Source organism: Nostoc sp. (assembly GCF_036917575.1).
Lineage (GTDB): Bacteria > Cyanobacteriota > Cyanobacteriia > Cyanobacteriales > Nostocaceae > Nostoc.
Map to the genome: position 1 here is coordinate 62,243 of NZ_JBALDC010000052.1, position 22,061 is coordinate 84,303.

The following is a 22,061-nucleotide window of genomic DNA, read 5'->3' on the forward strand; positions in this document are numbered from 1 at the left end:
TGCTATTTATACTAATTCGTTAACTTATACTTGCTGACCTCTGTTTCCCCATGCCCAATGCCCAATTCCCTATGCCCAATGCCCACTCCCCTCACCATTAAACCAAAATTTTGAGCAATACTGGTACAAGAAGGAATATTTACACAAAATCCCAAAATGACAATTCAACCTAGTGATAAGCCTTTACTAGAGTGGGCAGGTGATAGTTTGGCAATTGGATTATTTGAAGATGCAGTGGAGTTAACCGGAGAACTAGCTACTTTAGATCAAAAGTTTTCTGGAGTCTTAAAAGAACTGATTGCCGAAGAAGAATTTAAAGGTAAAGCCAATAGCACTATTTTCACCCGTGTAAATGCTGATAGTCCAGTGCGGAAATTGATTTTAGTAGGTTTAGGCAAACCAGATGCACTAAAACTAGATTCTCTGCGCCGCGCTGCTGCGGCTGTAGCTAGGGTAGGAAAAAAGCAAAAAAGCAAAATTCTCGGATTTAGCTTTCCATTGTGGAACAACGATCCAGCTGCTAGTGCCCAAGCGATCGCAGAAGGAGTGGAATTAGCACTTTATCAAGATATTCGTTTTAAATCCGAACCAGAAGATAAAGGTTCACAAATAGAAACCGTAGATTTACTAGGTTTCGGTGGACAAGAAGCTGCGATTACTCGCGCCAATCAAGTCGTTTCCGGGGTAAATTTAGCACGGCAATTAGTAGCAGCACCAGCTAACGCAGTAACACCGACTACTTTAGCGGAAACTGCTGAAGCGATCGCCAAGGATCATGGTTTACAACTGGAAATTCTGGAACGAGAAGACTGTGAAAAGTTGGGTATGGGTGCATTTTTAGGAGTAGCCCAAGCTTCCGATTTGCCACCGAAATTCATTCACCTAACTTATAAGCCAGAAGGTACACCCAAAAAGAAATTAGCAATCATTGGCAAAGGTGTAACCTTCGACTCCGGCGGACTCAACATTAAAGGTGCTGGTAGCGGCATCGAAACCATGAAGATGGATATGGGGGGTGCAGCTGCTACCTTAGGGGCAGCTAAAGCAGTTGCTCAAATTAAGCCAGATGTTGAAGTACACTTTATTTCGGCGGCGGCTGAAAACATGATTAGCGGTCACGCCATGCACCCTGGAGATATTCTCACAGCGTCAAATGGCAAAACAATTGAAGTGAACAACACCGACGCTGAAGGACGTTTGACCCTCGCAGATGCCTTGGTGTATGCCGACAAATTGGGCTTAGACGCGATCGTTGATTTAGCCACACTCACTGGTGCCAACATCATTGCCTTGGGTGACGATATTGCTGGTTTGTACACACCTGATGATGCTGTAGCTTCACAGCTTGAAAAAGCTGCCCAAGCTTCAGGGGAAAAGATTTGGCGGATGCCAATGGAAGAAAAATATTTTGAAGGGTTAAAGTCTGGTATTGCGGACATGAAAAATACAGGGCCGCGTCCAGGTGGTGCAATCACCGCTGCCCTTTTCCTGAAGCAATTCGTCAAACAAACCCCTTGGGCGCACCTAGATATTGCTGGCCCAGTGTGGACAGATAAAGAAAATGGCTACAACGGGGCAGGGGCAACTGGCTACGGTGTTCGGACGCTAGTTGATTGGGTACTAGGAACTGGGGAATAGGGAGCAGGGGCTGGGTATTGGGGACTAGGAAGACTAGTAGTTCGCTTTCGTGACGAAAGCTCTTTAAAGGGGAAGGGGGAAGGTGGGGCCCCCTCTGGGGATAAGGGGCAGGGGGAAAGGTTTTAAATCCCAAACCCAGTTCCCTTTCCCCTTTCCCCAGCCCGAAAAAGCGCATCTTTGGGTTGGCAGACTACTAGTAAGACTAAAAGGTTTCTTCTCCATGCCCATTACCTAATCCCCAATCCCCAGTCCCCAATCCCCCAATTCGTGCTATCTTGAGCTTGCCAGCAAAAATTGTTGCAATAGTAACAGAATTAATTTGGCGGTCAGAAAATTAAGCTTTTTCGGGCATTGCCATCTGGTAAAATTTGTAAGGTTTCTAGAAGCTGTGAGCAATGGGATCGACTCGTGTAAGGATCGCAATTGACGCAATGGGAGGGGATCATGCACCCGGTGAAATCGTTGCTGGCGCATTGCGAGCAAGAGAAGAATTGGGTGTAGATATGCTTTTGGTTGGCGATCCCCAACAAATAGAAGCTGCCTTGCCATCAAAAACAAGTTTAGGGCAGGTAGAGATCGTGAATGCTGAAGAAGCGATCGCTATGAATGAGGAGCCTTTAAATGCAGTTAGACGCAAACGCAAGGCTTCTATTAATGTGGCGATGGATTTAGTCAAGCAACAAAAGGCAGATGCCGTATTTTCTGCGGGTCACTCAGGGGCAGCTATGGCATCAGCTTTGCTCCGTTTAGGAAGATTACCAGGAATCGATCGCCCAGCTATTGGGACAGTTTTCCCCACAATTATTGCTGGTAAGCCAGTGCTGGTACTTGATGTGGGCGCAAATGTAGATTGCCGCCCCAAGTTTTTAGAGCAGTTTGGGGTTATGGGATCGGCTTACAGTAAGTATGTCTTGGGTACAACTGAACCGAAGGTGGGTTTGCTGAATATCGGCGAAGAAGACTCTAAGGGAAATGATGCAGCCGTCCGCGCCCACCAACTGCTACGCGAAAATTCCCAAATTAATTTTATTGGCAACGCTGAAGGGCGTGATGTGCTTTCCGGTAACTTTGATGTAATTGTCTGCGATGGCTTTGTAGGTAATGTATTGTTAAAATTTGCCGAAGCCGTTGGAGAAGTGATTCTACAAATTCTGCGGGAAGAATTACCCCAAGGATTGCACGGTCAAATCGGTTCAGCACTTTTAAAACCCAACTTGAAGCGGATTAAGCAGCGAATGGATCACGCCGAACATGGTGGTGCTTTACTGCTAGGTGTGGCAGGAGTCTGTTTTATCGGTCACGGTAGCTCCCAAGCACCTTCAATTTTTAATGCAATTCGCATGGCAAAAGAAGCTGTTGACAACCAAGTGATACAACGAATTCAGTCTCAATATATTCTAGAGCGCGAGAACGGTTAGTCATTGGTCATTAGTCATTAGTCATTTGTAAAAGACAAAAGACAAAGGGCAAAAAGCTGATAGCTTGGGAGATTAGGAGTGCAAAACTTAGGCGTAGCAGTTATCGGAAGTGGCTCGGCAGTACCAGCAACTTCCTTACACAACCAGACATTGAGTGAACTAGTTGAAACATCAGATGAGTGGATTACCACAAGAACGGGAATTCGTGAACGTCGATTAGCTCTGCCATCTGAGTCCTTGAGTGTACTCGCTACTGCTGCCAGCAGTCAGGCGATCGCCGCTTCGGGAATTAAAGCAGAAGACCTAGACCTGATTCTGCTGGCGACTTCCACCCCTGATGATTTGTTTGGTAGTGCTTGTAAAATACAGGCGCAATTGGGAGCTACCAACGCAGTAGCCTTTGACTTGACTGCTGCTTGCTCCGGCTTTGTGTTTGGTTTGGTTACAGCAGCCCAATACATTAGAACTGGTGTCTATAGAAATGTATTGTTAATAGGGGCAGATATCCTGTCTCGTTGGGTAGATTGGGAAGATCGGCGGACTTGTGTGTTGTTTGGTGATGGTGCTGGAGCAGTGGTATTGCAGGCTGCCAAAAGCGATCGCTTATTAGGATTTGCACTTAAAAGTGATGGTACTCAAAACCATTACCTCAATCTTGCTTATGCAGGTAATTCCCAAGAACTACTGACTGATATAAATATCACCAAAGGCACTTACCAACCGATTACGATGAACGGCAAAGAAGTCTACCGTTTTGCTGTCCAAAAAGTGCCAGAAATAATTGATAAAGCTTTGTTTCAAGCCAATATCAGCGTCGATCAGATAGATTGGCTGATATTGCATCAAGCTAATCAACGAATTATCGATGCGGTTGCCCAACGCCTGAATATCCCAGAACATAAAGTTATCAGTAATCTCGCCCACTATGGCAATACCTCGGCTGCTTCCATCCCCTTAGCTTTAGATGAAGCAGTACGACAAGGTAAAATTAAACCCAATGATATTGTTGCGACATCCGGCTTTGGTGCTGGTCTTACCTGGGGCGCAGCAATTTTCCAATGGGGAAGATAGGGATTTTGGGGACTGGGTATTGGGTATTGGGAAACTCTTCCCCAGTACCTAGTCCCTAGTCCCTAATCCCCAATCTCCAATGACCGATGACTACTGGCTAATGACCAATGACAAAAACTGCATGGGTGTTTCCCGGACAAGGTTCTCAAGCGCTGGGAATGGGAATGGATTTACTCGATATACCATCCGCAAAAGATAAGCTTGCCAAAGCTGAGGAGATTTTGGGTTGGTCTGTAATTGAAATTTGTCAAACTCAAGAACAGAAGTTATCACAGACGCTGTATACTCAACCAATTCTTTATGTAGTTGAAAGCATTCTTGCTGATCTGCTTCGAGAACGGGGATACCAGCCAGATTTAGTTGCCGGTCATAGTTTGGGAGAATATACTGCCCTTTATATAGCGGGTGTATTTGAGTGGTCAGCTGGTTTATATCTGGTGAAGCGTCGTGCAGAACTTATGGATAGTTCCGTCGATGGCATGATGGCAGCTTTAATGAACTTTGACCGCGAACAGTTAGAAAAAGTCATTTATCAAACGCCTGATGTGGTGATAGCAAATGATAATAGTTCGGCTCAGGTGGTAATTTCAGGCACGACTGAGGCTGTACAAGCGGTGATGACTCAAGTTAAAGCAAAGCGTGCGGTTCCCTTAAAAGTTTCTGGAGCATTTCATTCACACTTAATAGCACCAGTAGCAGCAAAATTCCAAGACATTTTAGAATCTGTAAAATTTCAACCCGCGATTGTACCAGTTTTGTCTAATGTAGAACCAGTTCCCTCTATTGATGCCGAGATTTTAAAGCAACGCCTGAATAAACAAATGACTGGTTCTGTAAGATGGCGAGAAATTTGTCTGCAATTACCGGCTAATGGTATTGAGCGAGTAATGGAAATTGGCCCTGGTAAAGTCCTAACTGGCTTGATTAAACGTAATAGCCCTGATTTGATTTTACAAAACATCCAGAGTGCTAGTGATTTACCTGTTTAATTTTTTTAGTTAGCTTCTATTAGGTAGGGTTGAGACAGGAGAATCATTACTTGCAGTGCTATCTAGATCAAACAGATGTATATGCTACAGGGGTAGCTGAATCACAAATTCAGTACCCTCATTTAGCCTAGAATTTACCTCGATCGCTCCTCCATGTTTTTCTACAACAATCTGACGAGCGATCGCTAATCCTAATCCTGTCCCTTTACCCACACCTTTTGTTGTAAATAAATGATCGAAAATCTTATGTTTGACTTCAGAAGTCATCCCCTGACCATTATCAGCAATGGTAATTTTTATGCCTTCATTTTCTACTGAGGTTTTAATTATAATTCGGTTAGAATTGGTCTTTATTTCTTCAAAGCCTCGCCCCATATTTGATTCTTCTAACGCCTCAATAGCATTTGCCAAAATATTCATAAAGACCTGATTCAATTGTCCGGGAAAACAATTAATTTTAGGTAAATTACCATACTCAGTTATGACTTCAATTGCTGGACGTTGTTCATTAGCTTTCAAGCGATGTTTAAGAATTAAAATCGTGCTATCCATACCTTCATGGATATTAAACGGTACTTTGTAATCCTTATCAGCACGAGAGAAAGTGCGGAGACTGGTGCTGATATTTTTCAGGCGATCGCACGCCATTACCATTGAATCAATAATCTTGGGTAAGTCTTCTATACTATAATTTAAGTCAATTTCTTCGGCATGATCGATAATTTCATCATCTGGATTGGGGAGACTTTTTTGATATAGTTTCAAGTGTTCAACAATATCTGCAAGGCTAGGTTTTGCTTGTTTAAGACTGGCATAAATAAACCCCAAAGGATTATTCATTTCATGGGCTACCCCAGCGACTAAGTTACCCAATGCAGACATTTTCTCACTTTGGACAACTTGTAATTGGGCTTGTTGTAAGTCTTGTAATGCTTGCCCGGCTTGTTGATAAAGTTGAGCATTTTCTAGAGATATTGCCGCTTGGGAAGAAAGCAGATTAATAACCCTGAGGCGATCGCTAGTAAACACTCCTGGAGTCAGTTTATTTTCTAAGTAAATAATCCCTACTAAATGCCCTTGATTAATAATCGGGGTACATAATACACTCTGGGGTTGTATTCGGTACATATATTCCCCAATTACACCAGGAATATCTGTTTGCAAGTTATTGATTGCAACTGTTTGTTGGGTATTTTTGACGTAATTGATAATATTTACAGGAATATCTTGACAAGTATCTAGTAGTTGTGAAGTAAGAATGGTTTGTATCTCAATATGAGAATTTAATCCATGATTAATAAAGGTAATTGCCCTAACTTGCCAAGTATCTTCTTGAGGAAGAATTAGTACAGATTTTTTCGCGCCAGAGTTTTCTAAGATAATCCGGGTAAGACTGGTAATGAGTTGATCTATTTCCAGAGAACTGGAGATAGCTTGAGCGGCTTTGAGGACAGAGGTAAAATCCAGAACATTGGAAACACCAGTACTGTCTATCGAAGTCTGAGGTGATGAGGAAGTTTCATGTAAGGCAATAGTTTCTAGGGGGTTGAAGTTGATTCGTTGGTGTTGCAGAATGGGTTGGAGCAGTTTAGGATAGCGTTTTTCTAGGTGATCAATTTTGGCTTTTGCTCCCCAGCGAGCATAGCAGTAGTATGCTTCTTGCATATATGCTTGGGCGACTTTTTCTTTACCCCAGTCGAGGTAGAATTTGGCAGCAAGTTCGTTGCTCAGTCCTTCTTCTTGGATGTAGCCGTTTTCTTGAGCAAGAGAAATGGCGCGATCGTACAATTCTATTGCTTCAGTTTTTTGTCCTAATATCCGAAAGCTTTCAGCTTCTACCAAGTTGTATTTGTGTGCATAATTCTGTGGCGCACTCTCTGCCCATTTTTTTAGCTGATTCTGAGCTTTCATTACTCGCTCAATAATTAATTTTTGCTCAGTTATTGAGCAGTTTTCATATAAGGCTAAATTAGTCAACGATTCATAAAAATAAAAGGTTGGAATTAGTACTAATCCAGTCACACTGATTAAATATTTTTCTACAACTCCTGCATTATTTAATGCTTCTTGATAATTGCCAAAGAGATAACATAATAGCAGTTTGCAAAAATGAAGCTGACAAATAATACTAGTTTGATTGGCAGCTTGATGCAGAGGTAACATTGTGACTTCATCATAAACTTCGCCAATTAAAAAACAAGGTTTATCTGACATTCCCAACAAATTCAAAACTGATTGATAATAGATGCTATTGAAATTTAAATAGGTGGTTTGCTTAAACTGATGCATAATTGTGTTATAGTTTTCCATCGCTTGGGCTAATTCGTCTAACCCATGACCACTTAAATAAGCATATCTGCCAAAAACATAGGCAGACATCACAGCATATTCAATATCTCCAGTTTCTAGACCACTTGTATAGGCTTGTAAAAGAGGATTTAAAGTTTCCTTAACAGGCGATTTCCAATGTCGAATAAAACAGTTTACTGCAAATAGAGTTTTTGACTTTAATTTGAAAGCATTTAAACAGTCAAGTAATAGTAATGCCATTTCTCCAAATTCATATCCTGTATCGATTTCTCCTAGAACACCACAGAGTATAAGTCCATAGCTAGCATAAGCATAGGTAGATTCTGGAGCATTACCATAGAGGATTGACAATTGAACTTGTTTAAAGACAATTACTCGAAACAATAAGGGGGCAGCTTGATAAGCAGCTGACATAATACTCGACAAAATTTGCATTGCTGCCAGGATATTAACATCAGTCATTTTGGGCAGTTTTAGTAAATCTATCGCTGGTTTATCTGCCAAAAGACGTTTTGTTTGTTCCAGTTCAGACTCAATATCAGTTTGATTAACTTGTTGAGGCAGTTTCACTCCTATCGATTGAAGAACAGTCAATGCAATTTGCAAAGCGTTCTTGTGTTGTGCCTGCGCCATATAAGCTTGAATTTTGACATTGTAGATAGGAATTCGTTCGAGGAAGATTTTTGCCTGTTGTAGAACGACAGTTGCATAGCTTTCCATACGTTCAAAGTCACCACTCAGATAAAGTACTTCTGTAATAGATTGATATAGTATTAGTGTTAGCTCATACTCGCTATGCCAACTTTCATCAGGTAAAAGTTCTAAACCTATTGTTAAATATTCAACTGCTAATGTATAAGCAGTTGAATATTTTGCTTTCTTACTTGCATTCAAATTCAATTTTATAAGTTGTTTTCGTTCAATCGGATCAACAATTAGGATTAATGCAACATTTAACTGATTAACAATTTCAAAAATCTTTTCTTCCTTTTCGATATCAGATATGTTTTGAAGTAATAGTTTGCCTATTTGTAGATGGGTAGCTCTTTTTTGCCTTTCAGGAATAAGAGAGTATGCAGCTTCTTGGACGCGATCGTGTAAAAACTTATAGGTAACAATTTCCAAATTTTCTTCAGCAATAGTTTGATTTACCTCGCCAAGATAAAACTTATATACTTCACTAGTGGGTAAAATTAAACCTTCATGCAATGCATTCCACAAATTAGCTGCGGTTTCTATTTGCGATTGTTCCGAAACAATTGCCAATGTTTTCAAATCAAACTGATTTCCAATACAAGCAGCTAACTTCAGAATATCTTGAGTTGGCTGCGCTAGCTTCCGCAATTGCAATACCATGAACTCAACTACATCATTTGTGACTGCTTGCTGACTAATTTGTGTGATGTCACATTGCCAGCAACCCTCTAAAAAGTTAAATTTAATCAGCCCATCTTGATATAATGATTTGAGAAACTGAGTATCAAAAAATGGATTACCATGAGTTTTTTGATAAACCATCTGTGAAATTGGTAATGCTAAATTTTCTGAACATTTAAGTGTTGCAGCAATTAATTGATTCACATCCTGTTGACTCAATTCTGCCAAAGTAATAGTATTAATAATTACCGTATTTTTTTGCATTTCACCGAGAGTCAACATCAACGGATGTACTGGGTTTACTTGATTATCTCGATAAGCACCAATTAATAAAAGATACTTTGTATCAGCCATTAACAACTGTATTAATTTCAGCGATGCTAAATCAGCCCATTGCAAATCATCCAAAAATATTACTAATGGATGCTCAACGCTAGAGAAAACTTGAGTAAATTTTTGAAATAATAAATTAAATCGATTTTGTGATGCCGTTCCTGATAATTCTATTGCTGGTGCTTGTTTGCCAATAATTCTTTCTAATTCAGGAATTAATTCAATAATTACCTGTGCATTTTCACCTAGAGAGTTTAAGATTTTACTCTTCCATTGCTGAATTTGAGTATCACTTTCTGTTAATAATTGACCTATTAAATGTCGGAATGCTTGCACAAACCCAAAAAAGGGAATATTATGTTGAAATTGGTCATATTTGCCCTTGATAAAATCACCGTGTTGGCGCACAATCGGTTTATGAACTTCGTTAACAACAGCAGTTTTACCAATACCGGAAAACCCCGCTATCAGCATCATTTCAGTTGCACCTTTGCTAACTCTTTCAAATGCCTCAAGTAGGGTAGCTATTTCTACTTCTCGCCCATATAATTTATCAGGGATAAGAAAGCGATCGCACACATCTTTTTGGGCAATTGGAAAACTCTCAATTTTACCAGTTGACTGAAGTTGAGTTAAACAATTTTCTAAATCATATTTTAGTCCTAATGCGCTCTGATAGCGTTCTTCAGCATTCTTAGCCATCAATTTCATCACAATATATGAAATCGATTTAGGAATATTGAATAGCTCCAAAGGAGCAGGAAGTTTTGCAATATGACAATGTACCAATTCCATCATATTCTTGGACTGAAAGGGTAACTCTCCTGTGAGTAATTCGTAGAAAGTAATACCCAGTGAATAAAAATCAGTCCGATAATCAATCCCTCGATTCATTCTTCCTGTTTGTTCTGGGGAAATATAAGCGAGTGTCCCTTCTAACACATTGGGACTGATGAGCGTTTGAGTTTCCCGTGGTAGTAAAGATGCAATACTAAAGTCAATTAATTTAATTTGTTTTGTTTGTGGATTAATTAAAATATTCGCAGGTTTGATATCTTTATGAATAATCCGCGAACGGTATAGTATATCTAAGATATTGCATAGGGCGATCGCTATTTCTAAAAATTCTTGTAGAAAGGTAATATTTCGCCTGTCTACAGAGATGAAATAATCTTTAAGAGAAATTCCTCCAAAATCTTCCATGATCAACGCATAGCTATTTTGATACGGTTCCAAACTGTAGGTTTGAACTATCAGAGGTGAGTTGAGATTTTTAGCTATAGTGTATTGATTACGAAATGACAAGAGTTCGCTGAAACTTGGATAAGGATTTTTCAGTAATTTAATTACTACAGGTTTTTGATCGGTTTCTCGATAACCGCGATAAACCATCGTTCGAGAACCGTTATAGAGTTGTTTACTAACCTTGTATCCAGTAATACTGACCGTAGTGTTAACCATGCTGCTAAATCTTAAAGATTTCTAGATTTAGTGTTCCCAGATGAGTGAAGCAATTCATATCTACAGGTTTTTTGCGTTTGATCTGAGTGTTGCGATCGCTTATGCTAAGTTCAGTTTGATTTGCATTATCTTCTGTGGACAAAAACCGCGAACCGTCGATCAGTCTGGCACTTTACCACGCCTTTAAATGGTCAGTCGTCAGCCCCATGCTTCACGCTTACTTTCGGGGTCAGATTTATGGTGCGGAAAATGTCCCTAACTCAGGGCCATTACTAGTAGTGAGTAATCACGCTAGTTACTTCGACCCGCCGATTGTCTCTAATTGTGTACGTCGTCCAGTGGCGTACATGGCTAAGGAAGAGTTATTTAATATCCCGATTTTGGCGCAAGCGATTAAATTGTATGGTGCTTACCCGGTGAGTCGGGGAAATGCCGATCGCAATGCCATCCGTGCCGCTCTACAATATCTCGATAATGGTTGGGCTGTTGGTGTTTTCTTGCAAGGGACTCGCACCCCAGATGGTCGAATTACAGACCCCAAAAGAGGCGCATTGCTGCTGGCGGCGAAAGCAAAAGCGCCAATATTGCCGGTGAGTGTGTGGGGTACTGAAAAGATTTTACAAAAAGGAGCGTCCTTACCTCATGCAGTTCCGATTACAGTCAGAATTGGTAACTTGATTGATGCTCCTAACTCCAGTAATAAAGAAGAATTGGAGAATATAACACAAAAGTGCGCCACAGTCATAAACAAAATGCATGATTTAGGAAGATGAGTTAGATACACAAGAGATGTATGCTTTAGAAAGGTAGCGATCGCTATTAAGTTGATCTAATCTTAAAATCAATTCATTCTCGGAATCAACTAAAGGACTTCCAACAAATAAATCATCCATCTTTTAGGCTGGATAACCTTCTCTTGCTACACACACAACTAGCTTTTTTATATCTTAATTATGAATTATGAATTATGAATTACGTAGCTTGCTTCTCGCCTTTAGCGAGTATTAATAATTATTATGAGCGGCTTTGAAACCAAGAGTTTTTGGGAGCGATTAAATAATCTGGCATTAGTTCGATTTTTGCTTTTAGTTGCTTCTGGCTGGGCAATTGTACAACTTTTAGCTTATTTTGAATCGGTCATTGTTATTTTTACATTTGCGGCAATTTTAGCTTTTTTGCTCAGTTATCCTGTACAAGGGCTGCGGCGTTTTTTGCCCCACGGCATAGCTGTTGGTGTCATTTTCTTGCTCAGTATTGTAATTATCGGCGGTGTGATAATTACAGTGAGTTTAACAGTTTTATCTCAAGGACAACAATTAATTGATAGTATCACTGCATTTGTAAACTCCTTAGTGCCTTTATTGGAGGGACTAGAAGGTTTGTTAAAAAACCGTAATTTCCAAATAGATTTAAGTTTTATTGAAGAACAATTACGAAATCAGGCTATATCAACTCTTGTTAATAGTTTAGCTATTTTACAGGGGTTAATGACAAATTTTATAACTTTTATCTTGATTGCAGTGGTAGCGTTTTTCATGCTATTAGATGGAGAAAACCTGTGGAATTTTATTTTAAAAATAGTACCAAAGCAGCGTCGTAATAGATTTACAAATATAATCAGGAGGTCTTTTTTAGGATTTTTTAGAGGTCAGTTGCTATTAAGTGCATTTTTAACAATTTCAACATTTTTAGTATTTTTACTATTAAAAGTGCCTTTTGCTTTGATATTGTCAATAATCATCGGAGTTGTTGATATAATCCCTGGTATAGGTGCGACATTAGCAGTAAGCACAGTTACTCTATTTGTATTGTCTCAAGGTGTTTGGTTAGCAGTAAAAGTATTAATAGCTTGTATTGTCCTCCAGCAGATACAAGATAACTTGATTGCGCCTCGAATTATGCAGGGCGCGCTGAATCTTAATCCTGTAGTAGTATTTTTTGCTTTACTAGTAGGTGCTAGAGTAGCAGGATTATTAGGTGTTTTTATATCTATTCCCATTGCTGGAGTAATTGTGTCTTTATTTGAAATTGATGAAATGAAATCAGAAGTTTAGTTATTGGTCATTAGTCCTCTCTTACAAAGTTCTGATCGGAGGTTTCCTCCGCTCAGACTTTGCGCTTAATCATTTGTCAGGAACTGGGAACTAAGGAATAATGTAAAAATAGCCATCTACAAATAAACATTGAGAAGTAATGTCGGATTTAAGAGCGGAATTAACAGAAATTTTGGATGAGGCAGAGTGGGAGTGGCTAATTCCTCATGTACAAAGAGATGCAGTAATTTTGGTAGACCTTGAGCTAAACTTGGTGGATGTTGGAGTAGCGATCGCCGGTGATAACATTCCATCAGTGGAACAATGGATTGATAAACAATTGATTACCAAACCTACGACAGTACAAGTGGGAGAATGGAATGGCGAGCGCACTAAACGATTTAATACTCTCATCGTTCAACCTTACGTTCTGGTTCAAGAAATAGTTGCTGCCTAATTCGTTTTTCTGTTGTTTTTGATAACATATTTTCTCAAAAAAGAGAGTCTATTGTGTCAGTTATTACTTAGCTAGTACCACGGACTATCTGGCTGATTGAATTAAAGGAAAATTTTCTCCTTTAAGATTTATCCATCTAGGAGCTAGAATTGTTACCATAATTTCAGATTAGATGTTGAAACCTTGATCCAATCTGAAACCTTAGAATTATTAGAATGGCATCGCCTCTGCCAGCATCTTGCCACCTTTGCGGCAACGAAACTGGGGGCGACAGCTGCGCGTCATCTGAAAATACCCGATTCTCAGATCCAAAGCCAAGAGTTGTTAGACCAAACCAAAGAAGTCTACCAACTGGAAACTCGCCTGACTACAGGATTGTCATTTGAAGGAATTCAAGATATTGGCGATTCCTTAGAACGGGCAGAACGTAGTGGAGTTTTGGCAGGAGATGAACTGTTAGCGATCGCCACCACCCTCGCTGGTGCTAGAAATTTGCGCCGTGTGATTAACAATCAGGAAGATTTGCCGATATTGACTGATTTGGTTGCCGATTTACGGACTTATCCAGAACTAGAACAGGAAATTCACCGTTGTATAGATGAACGGGCCCAGATAACTGACCGTGCGAGTCAAAAACTGGGCGAAATTCGCACAGACTTGCGGCGATTACGTACTCAAATTACTCAAAAACTGCAAAATATCTTGCAGGCAAAATCTGGAGCAGTTCAAGAACAGCTGATTACGCAACGGAGCGATCGCTTTGTTATTCCTGTAAAAGCACCCCAAAAAGATGCCATCCCCGGTATAGTCCACGATACCTCTACTAGCGGGGCTACGCTGTATGTGGAACCGAATTCAATAGTACCCTTGGGCAACCAACTGCGGCAGATCATCAGGAGAGAGCAAGCCGAAGAAGAAACGATTCGCCGCATTTTGACAGAACAAGTAGCCGCAGTTAAACCAGATTTGGAGAGATTATTAGCGATCGCTACCACTTTGGATCTGGCAACCGCTAGATCGCGATATAGTTATTGGCTAGGAGCGAACCCCCCACGATTTATCCAGCGTGGAGACAGGGAAATCATTACCTTGCGGAACTTACGACATCCTCTGTTAGTGTGGCAACAACAGCACGAACAAGGGCAACCAGTAGTTCCTGTCGATTTACTGATTAGTCCGCAAATTCGGGTGGTGACAATTACCGGGCCAAATACTGGGGGTAAAACTGTAACCTTAAAAACTTTGGGTTTAGCAGCATTAATGGCCAAAGTGGGTTTATTTGTTCCCGCCCGCGAACCAGTGGAAATACCTTGGTTTGATAAAGTGCTGGCAGATATTGGTGATGAACAGTCTTTACAGCAAAGTTTATCCACATTCTCTGGACACATCCGCCGAATTAGTCGGATTTTGGAAGCATTGGGAACAGGGGACTTGGGACTGGGGACTGGGGAAAAGGAAATTCCTAATCCCCAATCCCTAATCCCTAACCCCCAATCACTCGTATTACTTGATGAAGTTGGTGCTGGAACCGATCCAGTGGAAGGTAGCGCCTTAGCGATCGCTTTGTTGCAATATCTCGCCAACCATGCCCAGCTAACTATTGCCACCACTCACTTCGGGGAATTAAAAGCCCTGAAATATGAAGACGATCGGTTTGAAAATGCTTCTGTAGAATTTGATGAAAGTACTCTCTCACCTACTTACCGTCTCTTGTGGGGCATACCTGGACGTTCTAATGCTCTAACCATTGCCCTGCGCTTGGGATTAAAACCAGAAGTTGTACAAGAGGCAAAAACCCAAGTTGGAGAAGCCACAGATGAAGTTAACCAGGTGATTGCTGGCTTAGAAGCGCAACGCCGCCGCCAAGAAACCAAAGCTGCGGAAGCCCAAGTTTTGTTGCAACAAGCAGAACGTTTATACAAAGAAGTATCCGCAAAAGCCGCAAGTTTGGAGGAAAGGGAAAGCAGTTTGCGGGCTTCACAGGAAGTAGCAGTGCAACAAGCGATCGCCCAAGCAAAAGGTGAAATTGCCCAAGTAATCCGCCGTTTGCAGAAAGGTACGCCCACAGCCCAAGAGGCGCAGCAAGCAACCAACGCTTTAAATCAGATTGGTCAGCAATATCAGCCAGTAACGCCAGCAAAACCAAAAGTTGGGTTTATGCCTAAAATAGGCGATCGCGTCCGCATTCCAAAATTGGGACAGCTCGCGGATGTGATTACCGCCCCTGATGAAGATGGCGAGTTAAGCGTTCGCTTTGGGCTAATGAAGATGACTGTAAAGTTGCAAGACGTAGAATCTCTAGATGGTCAAAAAGCCGAACCAGTCGTCAAACCCAAACCAGCCCCAGCAGTAGTAACCCCGCCACCGCAAAGTGTCCCAGAAATTCGGACTTCCCAAAATACCATAGATTTGCGTGGTAAACGGGTGGCTGATGCTGAATACATTTTAGACAAAGCCATTTCGGAAGCTACAGGCCCAATCTGGATTATTCACGGCTATGGCACTGGTAAGCTACGACAAGGAGTTCACGCCTTTTTGCAACATCATTCCAGAGTGAACAACTACGAACCAGCAGAACAAGCAGATGGCGGCAGTGGTGTTACCGTTGTTCATATAAAATAAAGTAGCAATAAATGTAACTATAGCGGTTCTCAATTGCATGGAATACAGACCACTGTTAGGGCACAGGAATGCTGTGCCCTAACAGTGGTCTGTATTCAAGCGAAAACTGCTATATTTCATTACCCAAAGTTAGGATGAAGATAATGAAATATCCGGCAATAATTGTCAGCTAACTAGCAAGAAACATGAGATTATTGGTTCTGGAACTTTGGTGATTACTAACAATAGTTTATCGGTATAGCCATCATTCACGTGACTGTAAACATATTGGTTCCTTATTGAATGTACTATCAGATTGATTTGAATCAGAACAAGACAAAATTAGGTAAGAAGTTTTCTACCTATGATGGTCTGATTTAATTAATTGTTTTTTATGCAGGATTAAAGCTACACTTAAAGCCAGTAGAATTCCACCTGCTCCCTGATGTTCGGGAACAGAAGTAGAGGGTGAGCTAAATCCATACTTTGCTAAAATTTCTTGCCCTTTTTGTGACAGGATATACTCAGCTAATTTTTTTCCATCGGGGTCGGTGTTTTTCAGTGTAGTCAATCCATAATCAGCTTTGGTTGCTAAATAGTCAGGTAGTTCTATTATTTGCAGATTGTCACCACCTTCTGTTTTTTGGGCAGTCTTACCACTGGTGTAATAAGCTAAAAATATATCTGCCTGCTTTGTTTCTTGGAGAAAATAGACTAAACTATTTTTGCCATTAGGAACTATAGGAGCATTAGGATTACCACCTACTAACTGTAAAGCTTTATTCTTCAAAATTTGAGAATTACCAGGTGTAACTTGATCGGCTTTGTCAAATATTTGCCATGCATAATCACCAGATGGATCTGCTATAGGCGTTGAAGTTCCCACCTTGATTTCAGGTTTTAGCAAAAAGTCCAACAAATTATCTGATGTAATATTAAGTCCCGATCTGACAACAGCCGTGATGCGGTTGCTGGTGAAGTTCACTACAGGTTCACTTAAACCTTCTTCAAACAATGTCTGAGGATTATCAATATCTGCACTGGCAAAAACATCTGCGGATTTTCCTGTTTTGGAAAATTCTTGTTCTATAAATTCTCGTGTTAGACCAGATGGGCCAAAGCGTGTTTCTACTGGAATTCCATATTTTTCGTTAAAAGATTCAGCTACTTCTGTGAGACTATCGCGCAAACTACCAGCAGCATATAGCTTAACTGCAAATGCCTGAGTTGGCAGAACGACACTAACAGCACAAGCTATCAGTGAAAAGGCAAAAAAATGCTTTTTCATAATTGTTATATTATTGCGTTGCTATTTTTACTAGGTGAATGATCTGCAACCCATGCTTCAGTGTGGGTTTTAGTAAATATTTAAAGTATTACCTCTGCCCATTAACTTTATAAATGAGTTCTGATGTGTGTGTGGTTTGTGATTAAAGTTATAGTACCAACTAAGTTGGATTAAATCAATCATCCAATATTTCCAAATGCTGACTTTATTAAATTTTTAAGTTTGTCATCAGTTTTATTCATGGAGGCGTCAATCGTCCTGATGTCGCCCAGCCTATACTGAAATAACAGGCTGCACACAAGTAAAACTAAGTTGGAATAATGTCCAGCAGTAAAAAGTGCCTTAAGCAAACAGGTAAAATATTTGTAGAGTAATTATGTATAGATTAAGACCAAGTAATAAATATCAAGAAATTTCAAAATTTAAAACCGCAAACAAATTAGGAGGTATTCTACATAATTACTTAGCGATCGTTAGCAGTTAGCATTTAAAACAATAGTTTATTTATACTCTGATACGGAGCTAACAGCGAAAGTCGGGAAAACCTTAATTAGAATTGATAATTTTTTACTTTGTCGAAAATAAATTCTCATCTAGAGTAGGACAAAGATACCTACTGTTTACCACATAACAAAGCTAGCTGAAGCCTCTGGCTCATAGCTTATGGGAAACCAAGCTTGATTCTTAAGAGTCTGGTTTCAAAATGGGTAACAGCAACATCCTCTATCAGCTCGATCACCTATGCTAAAAGTTATGCACTCGGCCGCCAACTCAGCCACTCCAAATTCCCAGTGGGAGGATTTAATCAAGCTTCCAGCCCCAAACACAGTTCAATGGGACAATATCAAAACCCAATTAGACTTGGTGCTGTTGGCGCTAGAAACCTTAACTGGGATTGGTTCAGAGGCAATGCTTTCGGCGGCAACCGATCTGAATTTAGAGTCAAGAGTGCCAGACCGCGTAGCTTTATGGCGATTGCGCCAATCAAATCCTCTACGCAAAGGTCAAGGAGGGCGAAAAAAGCTAGATGTCGAAGAAGCGCGATCGCTTGTTTTGATCATCTGCTACCTAGCCAAACAGCACCAGGAATTGATTCGCCGCGCTGTCGGTCTGTTAGAACAAATGGCAGAAAATAACCGGGAACCTCACCAGGCTGCTTTACTTGGAGACTATATTGATGCTTTTTGCAATACCTACCAAGAGCGGATGGAAGAGGACGAGAAAATCTCAACGGATTTACTAACCAACCTGGCCCTAAAACTGCTTGTAGATTTACTTTTTTACAGCGCTCCTGGTGGGCATCGCCGTCTCTGGCTAGCACTTATAGACCGTTCAACAAAATTTTAAATTTTAGATTTGAAATTCCTTAACCAAAATTCGTTTTGAAAAGTTTGCTAGGTCAGGAAACTCTTTTGATGGTCATTAGCTCTTGGGCAATGCACTATCAGTAATGCTTCCTCCTTGCTACGCCAGTTTGAATAACGAAAGGAACCTGACAAATTTCTGAGTGGAGGAATCCACCTTTGCAACTTTTGTTTGCAAGCAACTGGCTCAATTTTTGCAAAATCCCAATATAGTCTTCTTCGCAGTTCCTGTCATGCCTCTATCAAATTCTGTTATTCGTTGCTACACCCCACCGACTTGCACGCTAGAAGTATTCGCGCAAAGCTCACCTCTGTCTCGTTGGATGGGGAAAACTGTCCTCAAACATTTGAGTTTTGAGCTACGTTTTGACGATCCCCGACTAGCAGAAGAACACAGAGTTCCAATTCGGGGCGATCGCGAACAACTCGAAGCTTTATGTGATGCTGTCACCAACTATGTACAGCAATTCCTCCAACAGTCTCCAGAAAGCTTTTGGGTCAGTTTCTCCAGTACTCAAAAGTCAAGCACAGCAGTGGATGAGCCAGAACTAAAGTCTTCAACAAAAACATTAAATGCCTTTAGTGCCCAGATTCCAGGGGCAAATATCCACTTAGAACCAAGCAGCTATTTAACTCACAACCTATTTCTTGGTTCTCTTGCCAACCATTCATCTGGCCCAGTAATTCAACTTAGTTTGCTACAACTATTTGATTTGGCAAGTGCTTTAGATGAATACTCAACTGATGTGATGGCACTTCCAACTCTCAATAGCACAGGTTCGATTCTAAGGTTCCCTGCTTGGGCACCTGTTGCCGCAGTCTTAGTATTAGGTATAGGTTTTTTACCAGTTACTTGGCAATATGCTAACAATATTAGAGAAAAGCAACAGCAGACAGCCAAAACACCAGATTCAGCAGCAGTAAAGACTGCTCTAGAACCTTCATCCTCACTAAACTTTCCTACGCCTGAACCTGGGCTAACCTCTCCATCAAATAATTTGCTAGGTTCTACCCCTCCACTTTCCACATCCACTTTATCCCAAGCACCTCTAAGTGCGCCTAGTTCTAGTAGTTTCTCTGCACCGCCACCAAATACATTGACAATACCTCAGGGGACGACTGCAACCCTTCCTAATAATCAAGCGATTGCACCATCCAAGAAAATCCCCGGCCAGGAAATTGCCATATTACCAAATCTGGGACAGAATTCAACCGGGTCAAGTCTCCAAAGCGGTACTGGTGCTATCCCTCAACTGCGGAATTTGCCACCCAGACTATCTTCTAACACAAGCAGTTTACCAACTAATATTTCACCAGTCCTTCCTCCATCTCTTGACACCATACCCAATAATAATCGTGTCAATACGCCAACCCAACCCTCCTCACTAACCTCACAACAGCTAGACGAAAGAATCCGTTCCTTACAGCAATCTTCTCCTGGAGAAAAACCTGCTTCACAACCTCCCTCCTCTGGGACTGCACAGAATAATCCCTTTATCGATCAATTAGGGGACGCAGGTAAAAACCCCACATCCAGAGAAGTAGCTACTGGCACATTATTTGACACACCTCAAGTAGCAGAAGCTAGAGAATACCTAACAAAGCGCTGGCAACCACCTACTGGACTGGGACAAACATTAGAGTACAGTTTGATAGTTGGTGTTGACGGCACAATTGAACGAATTTTCCCCCTTAATAAGGCAGCAAGAGAATTCGTTGATAACGCTGGGATGCCTGAAGTTGGCAAACCTTTTGTTTCTGCCAATAAAAATGGACAAAATGTCAGAATTCGAGTTGTTCTCAGTCCTGATGGCAAGGTACAGACTTTTCCAGATCAATAAGTAAACTCATCCTTTTAATGCCACTTGTAAAACTGGTACAAATCCTGTGCCAGTTTCTATTGACTACAATTGCTATTGAGCTTACCTATTAAAGTCCAGTTATGAAACTGGTCTTACTATTAATACCAGTAAACCTACCAGTAAATATAATTACTGTTAACATCAATTCTCCAAAACTAAACTATAGATATAAGTTTGGAAACCCAAATGAAATCTTACACTTCTTAATTACAAATAAAGAATTGATATTAATAAGTCATATCAAAGGTAGGAAATATGCAAACAATTGGTAGCCAAAAGGACAGTGCAGCTTGGGTTATTCAAACTTGGGCAGCTTTTGTGATTTCTATTTCTATGACCACCTTCGGCATTGTAAACTTACCTGTAAATGGCTGGGTGAAAGGCTTTATGGGTATGGGTATGGCTTTCTCTGTTGGCTCAACTTTTACTTTGGCAAAAACTACTAGAGACTTGCATGAAACTAGAAGATTAACTGCTAGGTTAGACGAGGCAAAAGTAGAAAAACTACTTTCACAACACGATCCTCTAAATTTAAAATGAAGGAAGTTAGCCCTTACAGGCAATTCCAAATTCAAAATTATCCCTGCATCAGAAATTAAGTACATAACAAAAAACAAAAGGACTGGATATACCAGTCCTTTATTATATTGATTTAACGTTTTTATCTTAATAACGGGATTTTTTGGTTTTTGAATTTTGCTTTTTACGCCGACGTTGGCTAGCAACAACTGCCTCTTCTACAGGATAACCTATTAAAGGAATTACCTGATATTTGCGTTCTTCTTCTAACTTTTTTAATTCAGTGTAATCAACCCAGTGAATGCAATCAACCGGACAAGTGTCAATTGCTTCTTGAACAATTTCCTCAGTGTCCCCATCTTGCCGAACTACGCGCGATCGCCCGTAATCTGGTTCAATATAAAAGGTGTTACGCGCGACATGAGCGCAATGCTTGCAACCTATACAGGTGATTTCATCAACATAAACACCATTTTGGCGAAATACACCACCCAATTCCGGTTCTAAACCAGAACGTTCTGGGGCATCCCGTAAAAAACCCCCTAATTCTGGTTCCAAACCGGAACGGTTCTCTTCTTGTTCTTCCGGCGACGGCAGAAAATCAGCCATTACGCACTCCAGCGCTGTACTACTAGGCGAATTGAACCATCTTTATTTTTTTGTTGTTCACAAACTTGAAAACCAACACGAGCGGTTTCCTTCACAACTGTTTGATAAGCATAACGCTGTGTTACCTGGCGCAAAAATCCATCTACAGATAGGTCTTGCTGCCAATATTGTAAGTCAGCCACCAGTTCATATTCTTTGCCATTCCATCTAAAACCGATGTCATAGCCATTTTCCTGCTCAATACTAACTTCGGCAGGATGGGTTTGACCGCGATAGCCACGAACTTCGCGTGGGCCAGGTTTCCAGTCTACGCCCAATTCAGTCAAAGCATCTTTCAAAGAATCAAGGTTACGGATTTGAGTCTTAATTTGGCTAAAGTGTGACATGGTGGTTGTGAATTAATAACGCTAAACTACTGTGAAAACTTACCAATCGCTGTAAGTGGTGTGTGCATTCGCCAGATTAGATTGCTGCACCTTCGCGGCGAAATATTCTGAGGTTGGCTCATGATTAAGTACTTGCCCCAACTGTGCCTCTATTGCTGCTGTAACCTCAGCGCAAGATGCACCCACAATGCCAGTGACTTTCTCTTGTACCCGACCGTCTGGATAGATTATGAACTCTAATGTCTCCATTCTTTTGGCCAACCAGAATAAGTACGTTTAAATTTTACTGCCTTGGCAGAAGGCTACAAATATAGCCATAGGAACATTTTTATTTAGGTACGAACT

General features: G+C 40.8%; 18 protein-coding genes. 12 read left to right on the plus strand and 6 right to left on the minus strand.

Annotation, left to right across the window (positions count from 1 at the left end):
• The first annotated feature begins 156 nt into the window (after window positions 1–156).
• The 4 genes from V7K79_RS15885 (at window position 157) to fabD (ending at window position 5,116) form a co-directional block, all read left to right on the plus strand.
• Entirely contained in the window at window positions 157–1,638 is a 1,482-nt protein-coding gene (locus tag V7K79_RS15885; RefSeq protein ID WP_335048969.1) for a leucyl aminopeptidase, read from the plus strand.
• 395 nt (window positions 1,639–2,033) lie between these two features.
• Window positions 2,034–3,056 carry a phosphate acyltransferase PlsX gene (gene plsX, locus V7K79_RS15890; RefSeq protein WP_335048970.1) on the plus strand — a complete coding sequence of 341 codons (1,023 nt, stop codon included), beginning with the start codon at window positions 2,034–2,036 and terminating at the stop codon, window positions 3,054–3,056.
• 78 nt (window positions 3,057–3,134) lie between these two features.
• Window positions 3,135–4,127 (plus strand): beta-ketoacyl-ACP synthase III, encoded by a 993-nt coding sequence (locus V7K79_RS15895; protein ID WP_335048971.1) that lies wholly within the window; start codon window positions 3,135–3,137, stop codon window positions 4,125–4,127.
• A 107-nt stretch (window positions 4,128–4,234) separates the two neighbouring features.
• Entirely contained in the window at window positions 4,235–5,116 is an 882-nt protein-coding gene (gene fabD, locus V7K79_RS15900; RefSeq protein WP_335048972.1) for an ACP S-malonyltransferase, read from the plus strand.
• Between the two features lie 84 nt (window positions 5,117–5,200).
• Here fabD and V7K79_RS15905 read toward each other — a convergent pair whose 3' ends face one another.
• On the minus strand, window positions 5,201–10,597 hold the full coding sequence (locus tag V7K79_RS15905; RefSeq protein ID WP_335048973.1) for an ATP-binding sensor histidine kinase: 5,397 nt from the start codon (window positions 10,595–10,597) through the stop codon (window positions 5,201–5,203).
• A 40-nt stretch (window positions 10,598–10,637) separates the two neighbouring features.
• Between V7K79_RS15905 and V7K79_RS15910 the strand changes: the two genes are divergently transcribed.
• Entirely contained in the window at window positions 10,638–10,784 is a 147-nt protein-coding gene (locus tag V7K79_RS15910) for a hypothetical protein (protein WP_335049002.1), read from the plus strand.
• Window positions 10,732–11,370: a lysophospholipid acyltransferase family protein gene (locus V7K79_RS15915; protein ID WP_335048974.1), complete on the plus strand. Its 639-nt coding sequence runs from the start codon at window positions 10,732–10,734 to the stop codon at window positions 11,368–11,370. Before V7K79_RS15910 ends, V7K79_RS15915 begins: the two co-directional genes overlap by 53 nt.
• Here the strand turns inward: V7K79_RS15915 and V7K79_RS15920 are convergent.
• Complete coding sequence (locus tag V7K79_RS15920; RefSeq protein ID WP_335048975.1) at window positions 11,359–11,490, minus strand: hypothetical protein; 132 nt, start codon at window positions 11,488–11,490, stop codon at window positions 11,359–11,361. The genes V7K79_RS15915 and V7K79_RS15920 overlap by 12 nt on opposite strands.
• Window positions 11,491–11,613: 123 nt before the next feature.
• On the opposite strand from V7K79_RS15920, the gene V7K79_RS15925 reads away from it, so the two are divergent.
• The 3 genes from V7K79_RS15925 (at window position 11,614) to V7K79_RS15935 (ending at window position 15,709) form a co-directional block, all read left to right on the plus strand.
• Window positions 11,614–12,651 carry an AI-2E family transporter gene (locus tag V7K79_RS15925; RefSeq protein WP_335048976.1) on the plus strand — a complete coding sequence of 346 codons (1,038 nt, stop codon included), beginning with the start codon at window positions 11,614–11,616 and terminating at the stop codon, window positions 12,649–12,651.
• A gap of 139 nt (window positions 12,652–12,790) precedes the next feature.
• Complete coding sequence (locus tag V7K79_RS15930) at window positions 12,791–13,087, plus strand: DUF2288 domain-containing protein (RefSeq protein WP_335048977.1); 297 nt, start codon at window positions 12,791–12,793, stop codon at window positions 13,085–13,087.
• Between the two features lie 183 nt (window positions 13,088–13,270).
• Window positions 13,271–15,709, plus strand: a complete 2,439-nt coding sequence (locus V7K79_RS15935) for an endonuclease MutS2 (RefSeq protein WP_335048978.1) — start codon at window positions 13,271–13,273, stop codon at window positions 15,707–15,709.
• 337 nt (window positions 15,710–16,046) lie between these two features.
• On the opposite strand, the gene V7K79_RS15940 is transcribed toward V7K79_RS15935, so the two are convergent.
• Complete coding sequence (locus tag V7K79_RS15940; protein WP_335048979.1) at window positions 16,047–16,976, minus strand: molybdate ABC transporter substrate-binding protein; 930 nt, start codon at window positions 16,974–16,976, stop codon at window positions 16,047–16,049.
• Between the two features lie 741 nt (window positions 16,977–17,717).
• Between V7K79_RS15940 and V7K79_RS15945 the strand changes: the two genes are divergently transcribed.
• The 3 genes from V7K79_RS15945 to V7K79_RS15955 all read left to right on the plus strand — a co-directional run bounded on the left by V7K79_RS15945 (window position 17,718) and on the right by V7K79_RS15955 (window position 20,742).
• Window positions 17,718–18,323 carry a DUF3038 domain-containing protein gene (locus V7K79_RS15945; RefSeq protein WP_012406938.1) on the plus strand — a complete coding sequence of 202 codons (606 nt, stop codon included), beginning with the start codon at window positions 17,718–17,720 and terminating at the stop codon, window positions 18,321–18,323.
• A gap of 250 nt (window positions 18,324–18,573) precedes the next feature.
• Window positions 18,574–20,181 (plus strand): DUF4335 domain-containing protein, encoded by a 1,608-nt coding sequence (locus V7K79_RS15950; protein WP_335048980.1) that lies wholly within the window; start codon window positions 18,574–18,576, stop codon window positions 20,179–20,181.
• A gap of 276 nt (window positions 20,182–20,457) precedes the next feature.
• Window positions 20,458–20,742, plus strand: a complete 285-nt coding sequence (locus V7K79_RS15955; protein ID WP_335048981.1) for a YiaA/YiaB family inner membrane protein — start codon at window positions 20,458–20,460, stop codon at window positions 20,740–20,742.
• 126 nt (window positions 20,743–20,868) lie between these two features.
• On the opposite strand, the gene V7K79_RS15960 is transcribed toward V7K79_RS15955, so the two are convergent.
• The 3 genes from V7K79_RS15960 to V7K79_RS15970 are packed head-to-tail and all read right to left on the minus strand — an operon-like array spanning window position 20,869 to window position 21,965.
• Window positions 20,869–21,330, minus strand: coding sequence for a ferredoxin (locus V7K79_RS15960; protein WP_335048982.1), 462 nt, complete (start codon window positions 21,328–21,330; stop codon window positions 20,869–20,871).
• A complete protein-coding gene (locus tag V7K79_RS15965; RefSeq protein WP_335048983.1) occupies window positions 21,330–21,716 on the minus strand; it encodes a DUF1257 domain-containing protein in 387 nt (128 codons plus the stop codon). Before V7K79_RS15965 ends, V7K79_RS15960 begins: the two co-directional genes overlap by 1 nt.
• Window positions 21,717–21,755: 39 nt before the next feature.
• Window positions 21,756–21,965: a DUF2997 domain-containing protein gene (locus V7K79_RS15970; RefSeq protein WP_335048984.1), complete on the minus strand. Its 210-nt coding sequence runs from the start codon at window positions 21,963–21,965 to the stop codon at window positions 21,756–21,758.
• Window positions 21,966–22,061: the final 96 nt, after the last annotated feature.